Source organism: Chamaesiphon sp. OTE_75_metabat_556 (assembly GCF_031378165.1).
Taxonomy (GTDB): Bacteria; Cyanobacteriota; Cyanobacteriia; order Cyanobacteriales; family Chamaesiphonaceae; genus Chamaesiphon.
This window is the reverse complement of the sequence record NZ_JANNDR010000541.1, coordinates 1-4,877: the sequence shown is the minus strand read 5'-3', so window position 1 is coordinate 4,877 and position 4,877 is coordinate 1. Positions and strand designations below refer to the sequence as shown.

6 protein-coding genes are annotated in these 4,877 nt (G+C 42.3%); 2 read left to right on the top strand and 4 right to left on the bottom strand.

The window, feature by feature from the left end:
* The first annotated feature begins 92 nt into the window (after positions 1–92).
* Positions 93–875, top strand: coding sequence for a hypothetical protein (locus RMO27_RS21340; RefSeq protein ID WP_309736378.1), 783 nt, complete (start codon positions 93–95; stop codon positions 873–875).
* 158 nt (positions 876–1,033) lie between these two features.
* Here the strand turns inward: RMO27_RS21340 and RMO27_RS21335 are convergent, their stop codons facing one another.
* The 3 genes from RMO27_RS21335 to brxD form a co-directional block, all read right to left on the bottom strand.
* Positions 1,034–1,642: an SLATT domain-containing protein gene (locus tag RMO27_RS21335; RefSeq protein WP_309736376.1), complete on the bottom strand. Its 609-nt coding sequence runs from the start codon at positions 1,640–1,642 to the stop codon at positions 1,034–1,036.
* A gap of 233 nt (positions 1,643–1,875) precedes the next feature.
* Positions 1,876–2,085, bottom strand: coding sequence for a type II toxin-antitoxin system HicB family antitoxin (locus RMO27_RS21330; RefSeq protein ID WP_309736374.1), 210 nt, complete (start codon positions 2,083–2,085; stop codon positions 1,876–1,878).
* 19 nt (positions 2,086–2,104) lie between these two features.
* Positions 2,105–3,424: a BREX system ATP-binding protein BrxD gene (brxD, locus tag RMO27_RS21325; RefSeq protein WP_309736370.1), complete on the bottom strand. Its 1,320-nt coding sequence runs from the start codon at positions 3,422–3,424 to the stop codon at positions 2,105–2,107.
* A 349-nt stretch (positions 3,425–3,773) separates the two neighbouring features.
* On the opposite strand from brxD, the gene RMO27_RS21320 reads away from it, so the two are divergent.
* Positions 3,774–4,247, top strand: a complete 474-nt coding sequence (locus RMO27_RS21320) for a redox protein (protein ID WP_309736367.1) — start codon at positions 3,774–3,776, stop codon at positions 4,245–4,247.
* A gap of 152 nt (positions 4,248–4,399) precedes the next feature.
* Here the strand turns inward: RMO27_RS21320 and RMO27_RS21315 are convergent, their stop codons facing one another.
* A complete protein-coding gene (locus RMO27_RS21315) occupies positions 4,400–4,792 on the bottom strand; it encodes a tautomerase family protein (RefSeq protein ID WP_309736365.1) in 393 nt (130 codons plus the stop codon).
* Between the last annotated feature and the right edge of the window lie 85 nt (positions 4,793–4,877).

Below are 4,877 nucleotides of genomic sequence, written 5' to 3'. Positions count from 1 at the left end.
TAGGCTTTCTTCGGAACTAGCGCATTCAGGTTGAAGTGTCTCTAAGCGGGGAATACTAAGAGCATCATCACATTGTGTTGGGGTTGAACCGAATGAAAGCATTGCCATTTTTCCTAGTTATCGCACTCATCGCCGCGATCGGCTGTGGAATTGTCTACCTAGTCAAGAAGCGTCGCCAGGATCTGGAATTGGTGGCTAGGCAGCTCAAGCTGGACTTTTTCCCAAAAGGGGATGAGAGCATTGCACCGATGGTATCCAACCTGGAGTTTTTTATGTATGGGGAACGTTGCGATGTCAGCAATCTGATGCGCGGACAAGTCAAGCGCAATGGTAAACCAGTCACAGTAGCGATCTTCGATTACAGCTATACCATCTGTAAGCACAGAAGCACTGAATTTAGTTTTAATGAAGATTCGGTATCGATCGAAAGTAATAGTGATACTGAAACTTTTTGTCAGACAGTGTTGGTATTTTATGACGAATCGATCGATTTACCAGGATTTAGCTTGCGTCCCGAACACCTCTGGGATAAGCTCGCAAACTTTGCTGGTTATGAAGATATTAATTTAGATCGCTTTCCAGCTTTTTCTAAAGGCTATCGGCTATTATCGAACCAAGTTGATGACATCCGCGATTTATTTCAACCAAATTTGATTAAGTTCTACGAAAACAACAAGATCTGTACCGAAGCGATCGGTCCATATTTACTAGTCTTTCCGTTTCCACCTAAGCATCAGAGTAGTAGCTTGACGATGGGTGACAAAACTTTTACTAAAAGTCAGTATGTGCAGCCCAAGGACGTTAAGCCATATTTAGATCTTAGTTTGAAGTTATTGAATTTACTAGAAAAGAATATGTCAGCAGTCAGACAATAAGCTTTGTTGATCGAGAAAATGGGAAAAAGCAGATGTTATACATTCAGTAGTAAGTTAACAATAGAGTAAGTGTGGTCAATTATTTAACAAAAATAACACGACGTTCAACTAAAAATCTTAAACTATAAGGCTACTTTAGTTGCCTTCTTTACTATTCATTATTTTACTACAAGAAAGTAAATAAAGCTAAACTCAAAAATAATCGGGACAATATAGATAACCAGTTCTCTCAAAAAAAGATACCAATATTTAAATTGTTGACCGAACGAGTTAATTGATAGAGGATTTTTCCTGTAAATATTAATTTGTCCTTGTAGGTTGTCAATAGGACTAACATTTTCATATCGTCTCAGTATGTTCCCATAACGACTACTAAAATCTTGATAATGTGTCATTCTGTCAGCATTAAATTCAAAGCATCTCATATCCCTTAGTAAGTCATTAAATTCAAGCCCTGATTGATACATTTTATATCCTCGCGCTGCGTAATTATTAGCTCCTATCAAAAGAGATAACATAAGTATCGCTACCGCCAAACTGATAGATGCAAAGTCGATGACGTTCTGGCTATAGCGAAGTGGCATTTTAGTAACAGTGAGCAGTGGAATTACAATTAAGCCTAGCGAGAGAATCGATAGAGTCCACTGAGAAACTAAATTGTGAAAGCTAAGACGATCGCTTGCAGCGTAATAACTCTTCATCACAGTATTTGTATTCTCTTTCAGCTTATCGTAGGCATCGAAAGTATGACTAGCTCCTGAAGACATAGATAAATTATTTGATTAAATTTGTGTTGAAGCTTAGTCAATAGTTGTGGGAGTAACTACATAACCATGTGGAGCTGATGTATAAAACTATCTTTATCTGAAAGCCAAATCTGATTTTACTATAATCGATCGACTTATAGTGTTATCAAGATACGAACATCAACACCTGCTTTTGACAGCATTTAGTAGACTAGCTTATCGATCGCATAGCGTGCCGTAGGCAATCGAGCATCTTATACAGCTTCAATATATTCGCAAATAGTCGTCGGCTCTGGAATCGGTAAGCCTTCTAACTGTAAACCTTCTAAATGAAATGAAATTGCGGCTTGAATCTCGACTGAAATTTCTTCAATAGTTGAACCTGTGGCTACACAGCCAGATAAATCGGGTACATAAGCAGAATAGTTATTCGGCATTTTTTCAATAATTGTCGTGTAAAGCATTAATTTAACTCCTCCGCCATTAAAAGCTAACAGCATATTGTTCTGCGTCGGCGGATTCCGGTTCAAAATAGGGCAAACCATCCCGAATTCTGATCTCCTCGGCACTGAGTTCGACTAGATCGTAACCCCCATCTGTCATCGGATCGAAATCTGGTTCAGTGGCGGCTAGATCCAAAATATTTACCAATTGCCGTAAGAATTGACGCGGTACGATCCCCACATCGCCGCCAAAACCTTGGGTGACTTTATCGGCGAGTAAATCGATAAATTCGGGCGTGACTTTTTTGGTTAATTGTTTGCGATTTTCGGTTGGGTAGATTTCCCGCAATTTGAGCGCGACATCTTTGAGGCGATCGCGATCGAATGGTGTGAGGACTAGTTGCGGTTGGCGGGGATTGGCAAATTTACCCGTTTGAATCAATTTTAAGCGATCGTGTAAAGGCGATAAACCCGCGACACCCCGATTGGTATCGAAAAATTCGGGCGTGCCTGTAAAAATCCAGAATAACCCTGGATAGCGATCGGCTGCGTCGCAGATTTGCCTAATTCCATTCAGAGATTTGGCACGAATATCGGTTTTCATCCGCAACATGGTTTCGGCTTCGTCGATGACGATCACTAAGCCCTTATAGCCCGATGCTTTGGTAATGGCTAAGATGCCCTGAAGGTAGTCCATCGCCTCTTTGGAGCCGATATCGCCCTTGATCCCGGCGATCCGCTTCGAGGATGCGGCGACGTTTTCACTACCGGAGAGCCAGGAGAGGAGCGCGCTGGCTTCGGGGAATTTATTCTGTTGCTTGAGAGTGAAGATCGATCGCAATACCCGCATCATATCTTCGGGAGCTTTGCCACCAGTCAGGGAAGCCAGATCTGATTCGATCCGCTGCTGAACTTTGGTATCGAAATCTTCAGCGTCGGGATTGGCACCACCATCGATCGTCGCATCTTCCATCCGGGCGATCCACCGATCGAGGATAAAGCCTAATGCGCCCCGATCGCAACGATCGGTTGCCAATTCCTGGACGACTTTGCGATAGACATCATCAAAGCGATGGAAATGCAAATCGTTATCCGATACCACCACAAAACTCGTTGCAAAGCCCTGAGCTTGAGCGTCGAGCAGTGCCAACCGTGCCATGAAGGTTTTCCCGCAACCATAGCCACCACGCAGGAATTTGAACACGCCTTCATTATTGCCAGCCAAGTCTAGTTGCCGTTGCATCTCGCCTCTAGATCGATCGATCCCGACAGCAAAAGCTTCTAGTCCCCGCTCTGGGACTACACCCGATCTCAATCTCTCAAATATATGTTCGATATCTCGTTGGCTCAAGTTAGTCATCGGGGGTTATGAATCATAATTTGGATCGTGTGACGATTATATATTACGGCTTGACCCCGATCGTTCGGAATTTAGTCTCTAGATGTTAGCTAAAGCACTAGTTTTGGGAAACATATATCTAAATTGTCCAGTCTTCTAGTATATGAGGTTGTAGATCTAGCTACGAGAACAATCATCGCCTTATTCCCCGATTTCGATCGGATGTCATCGATCTATATCTCCACCCGCCACTAAGTTTAATGTCGTAAACTAGGGGATAGATCGAGAAAATGTCCAAGGCTGACGGTTTGACAAAATTGAATATGCAACGCTGATAAGTAAATCAACATTATTTGTGTGAGGTACGATCATGTTTGAACTTCTAAGCTATAAAAAGTTTCGCGATACTCCGAGTGTCCGCTTCTTTGATATTACCGTTCCTGAATCCAATGTTCGAGATTTGGTAGTCCATCAAGGTCCGGCAATTAGTCCGCCTGATAGTGACGAAGGCTATTGGCAATTTTATCTACATTCGCATCAAGAGGACAATCTCTTGGCGATATCGGGGGGCAGGACATTTTATCTAGTAAACTTTAAGTGGAATTACCCATATCATCTCGTCCGACTCGAAAGCGATCGCGAGATTTTGCGGATTCCGCCTGGTACATTTCATCGTTCTGTTTCTGACATCAATGGTTCGATCGTGATGAATCAAGCTGTACGCGATTTAGATGCTACTGTCGCTAGCGAGTTTCGCGTTTATAATAGCGGCACGATTCCACGCTTATTACGGGTGACGTCTACTTCGGCACCTTTACCCAAGTTACATGGATTCCAATGGTAAAGATGGCAACATATAACAAACATTGAGATGTCGAGTAACTCTGCACTCCGAACTAGTCGATCTCTCAATTCTCTCGAAATGTCTGGAGTTACTTGTTGATGTGCGTCGATCGGATAGAAACTTTTGAGCATTGTTCGATCGAGCCTTGAAAATTAGACATTTACCTTGTAGCTTAAACTCAGTTCGTCACCAGGTAAGCCGCGAATGCCCCAATTATGTTTGGCGGTTTCAAAGATCGTAATTTCTAGATCGAGATTGGAGATCCCAAATTCTTTGTCTAATCGATCAAATAATAACCGAATCAATTGTTTCTTTGCTGCAACCGTTCTCCCTTCAAACATACTCAGTTCGATAATTGTATATCGCTCCGTTCGCTCTCCCGATGGATAATAATAATCATCAGGTTCTAATGGAAAAAAGCGGTGAAAGCGTTTGTCGATCGGATAGTGGAGGGCATCTACGACACAACTGTGAATGATATCTGAAAGTTGCGACTTGATGGGAGTGAGATGCGATCGCAATCCATAGATCTTGACTTGGGACATTTAATCTAGTTGATAGTTGATAGTTGATAGCTGAAAATTCAGTGATTTTCGACAACCAATCTACTTAGAACCGACTGGTGGATTC